Origin of the sequence: Pseudofulvimonas gallinarii (assembly GCF_004343305.1) — a bacterium.
GTDB classification, from domain to species: domain Bacteria; phylum Pseudomonadota; class Gammaproteobacteria; order Xanthomonadales; family UBA2363; genus Pseudofulvimonas; species Pseudofulvimonas gallinarii.
Genome location: NZ_SMAF01000053.1, coordinates 1 through 3,411, shown reverse-complemented (window position 1 = coordinate 3,411; position 3,411 = coordinate 1). Strand labels below are relative to the sequence as shown.

The window sequence follows — 3,411 nt, the reverse complement described above, 5'->3', positions numbered from 1 at the left end:
CGCAGTGGACGCAGGCGGTGACGTCGATGGAAAAGACCCGCTTGAGGCGTTGCGCCCAGCTCATCGAACGGCGCTTCTCCTCGGGGCTGCGCGGCTCGTCGTGGGCGCTGACGTCCACTGGCGCCGCATCGCCCGCAGGCCGCTTGCCGCGCCCCGAGGGCGTCAGCTGCGCACGCAGGTTTGCATTCGGGGCGAATACGCCGTGGAAGCGGGTGAGATGAGCGCGAGGTGGCGGGACCAGTGCCGCCAGCTTGGCGATGAAGTCCACCGCATCCCATTCGACATGCGTGGTCCCATTTCGCCACGGCGTCTTGAGCTGATACCGCACCCTACCCTGCGGTGAGATCGACAGCCGCTGCTCGCTGATCGCCGGGCGCGTGATGTAGCGGCACAGCTTTTCGAGCTTGTGGCTTTCGTGTGCTTCCGCGGCCACGCCGGCATGCAGCGAGAAGCCGCCGACCTTGCCGGCATCGCCCTCCAGCGAGCCTGCGTCACCGGGCAATGTTTGCAGCGTGACGACCTTGCGACCAGCGTCGCGACCGGTGGCGATGCGGTAGGTGATCGAACTCATCCGCAGACCGTCCATGCCGTCGTCGCCTGCCGCGCTGTCGGACAGAAACACGGATTCGTCCTCGCCTTCCAGCCAGCCTTTGCGCGTCAGGTGCCGGCAGACGCGATGCGCGATGGTGTTGGCGAGCTGCGTCAGTTGCGCAGAGGTGGGGGCACGGGCGCGGCGCAGGCGCGGCTTGCGCCGCGGGGGCTCGACGTTCGCGTCGTACACGCCGTCGAGCCACAGCATGTGGAAGTGAACATTCAGGTTCAGCGCGCTGCCGAAGCGCTGGATCAGGGTCACCGCGCCGCATTGCGCGCTGGCGTGGTCGACGCCGACTTGATCGGCTAACCAGCCGGCGATGACGCGCTGCACGATCACCAGCACCGGGCCGATGGCCTCCGGCTTGCTGGCGAACAGGAAGCGCAGCGGGTACGGAAAACTCAGCACCCATTGCCGCACCGGCCGCGGGCCAAACACCTCCTCCACCAGGTGCGCGCGCTCTCGGCCATGCGCCGCGCCCCGCAGCTGGGGCAGAAGCCGCGCTTCTTGCAGGAGAACGCCACCAACTGCTCAGTGCGGCACTGCTCGCACACCACGCGCAGAAATCCGTGCTCGAGCACGCCGCAGCGCAGATACTCGTCGAACTCCTCGCGCACATACTCGGGCAGCGGGCGGTCTTCTACCTCACGGCGCGCGAGAAAGTCCGGCCAATGCGCCTGCACCAGCGAATACAGCAGCGTGCGCTCGGGACGGTGAGGCGCATAGCGAGCCGTGGGCAGATGCGCTGCCGGCGACGTTGCGTGCGCCACGGCATCCTGCAGCTGCGACACGGTCGCGGCGAAGCGCGGCACGAAACACTCCGGTGCGATGAACCAGTTCGCGATAATCTACGAAGACCGATTCACGCTGGCTCGCTGAAAGAGACGTTCCAACTAAACCGCCTCACACACAAAAAATCGGACACGCCCATCTGCCGCCCTGACGTGGCCGCTTCTGCGGCCACGTTTCCTTGCCTCACCCTCTTGCACGGATAGCCAGACAATCCTCCATCGCGCTCTTGGCTGAGCGAGAATCACGGCGATACGTCGCCCGCTGGGCGCTCGCTACCACTACCGCCGACGATCCGATCCTGCACACGAACAGGCGAGCCGGTTCGCCCGGCACTGCGCCCCATCCGTCATGGCATGGCGGTGAACGTGCGGTTCACGGTATGTATGCTGACAATACTCAGCTTGGCGGCGCTGGCCAGCTCGTTCTTGTCGGAGATGCCGTCTGCATTGCTGTCGACCCAGATCGTCACCCGATCAAGCTCGGCACCGTCGATGATGCCGTCCTGATTTTCATCGAACAGTGCCCGGGCCTTTGCCCACCCGTTCGGGTACATATTCTGTTGCCCGTCGATGCCGGTTTCATTCATGATTTCGCGACCGTCATCCACGATGCCATTGCAGTTGGCATCGATCACCAACTGGCCGTCGCGTGAGTTCCATTCATGCACGGTGTCTAGAATGCCGTCGCCATTAATGTCGAACCTGACCTGCATCCCGCCGGTGATGTTGAGGTTTCCATCCTGGTCGAGGTCCATATAGATCGGATCCACCGCCGATGCAGGCCCGGACTTTGCCCGCCCAAGGGTTGCAGCCAGCGTCGTATCCCAGGCGTTTCCTTGGAATCCTTCCGGCGGCCAGGTGATGCTGAGCCCGGACAGCGGCTCGAAACCATCGGCGAAAAGGGTATGCGCACCGCCGCAGCCAGCAGGCGTGCCGCCTGGCTCAAAGCCATCGGAAAAAATGACCTGATCAGGCCCCGGAATGCCGGACGTGGCCCACAGATTGTCATCGCCTGCACGGACAAAGCTCGCCTGGTACAACAGTAACCCGATCACCACGCGGTGCATCAACCACGTGGAACGGTGTATCGGGAACCAGACTTGATACCTGCTTGTGATACGCATGGAGACCCCTCGACAACTTCCGCTCATGGCGTTGAACGCCTCATACCCGTTAAGGCGTCAAATCGCGGCAAATTGGCTCATGCACCCAGACAATGGCCTACGTAGTCAGATTGGTGGGCAACCCGTTCACCTTGTTGCTGCAACTGGAAGTGGGGGTATAGGAAGTTCAACCGCCCTTTTTGGCGAGTCTGGCGGGTAGGAAGCGGCCGCGCAAGCGCCGCTTTGGGCACAGATCGGGCACAGATCGGGGGTTCATGCGTGGGTTTTCGACATCGCGGGGCCACGCAGCGGCTCAGTGCGTAGCCATTTCTCACCGAATCCCGGCACAGGGCCGAGCGCAGCCCTGCGGGGTCGTGGCCGCATCGGATCGGACTCTGGCTTGGCTGCCGGCTGTGTGGCCGGCAGATCGTCACGCGGCCGGCGGCGGCGCGCGCGCTGCGGGCCGGTAGTGCGCTTGCTCCAGCGCGCCGTGCTTCTCGAAGTGGGCGAGGATGGCGCGGATGGCGGTGGGTTCCTCGATGCTGGCGACGATCCGTACCGCGCCGCCGCAGTGGGCGCAGGTGGTGATGTCGATGGAAAAGACCCGCTTGAGCCGTTGCGCCCAGCTCATCGCACGGCGCTTCTGCTCGGGGCTGCGCGGCTCGTCGTGGGCGCTGACGTCCACTGGCGCCGCATCGCCCGCAGGCCGCTTGCCGGGCCCCGAGGGCGTCAGCTGCGCACGCAGGTTTGCATTCGGGGCGAATACGCCGTGGAAGCGGGTGAGATGCGCGCGAGGTGGCGGGACCAGTGCCGCCAGCTTGGCGATGAAGTCCACCGGATCCCATTCCACATGCGTGGTGCCATTGCGCCACGGGGTCTTGAGCTGGTAACGCACCCTGCCCTGGAGCGCTATCGACAGCCGCTT

Annotated in this window: 2 protein-coding genes and 1 pseudogene; all 3 read right to left on the bottom strand. The window is 64.9% G+C overall.

The window, feature by feature from the left end; translation table 11 throughout:
• Positions 1-1,404 (bottom strand): annotated as a pseudogene (locus EDC25_RS14565) (ISCR element clade Ia family transposase); the annotation flags it as partial.
• A 326-nt stretch (positions 1,405-1,730) separates the two neighbouring features.
• A complete protein-coding gene (locus EDC25_RS14555) occupies positions 1,731-2,507 on the bottom strand; it encodes a hypothetical protein (protein ID WP_136256131.1) in 777 nt (258 codons plus the stop codon).
• A 409-nt stretch (positions 2,508-2,916) separates the two neighbouring features.
• A partial coding sequence (locus EDC25_RS14545) for a transposase (RefSeq protein ID WP_207905726.1) occupies positions 2,917-3,411 on the bottom strand: 495 nt, incomplete at its 5' end.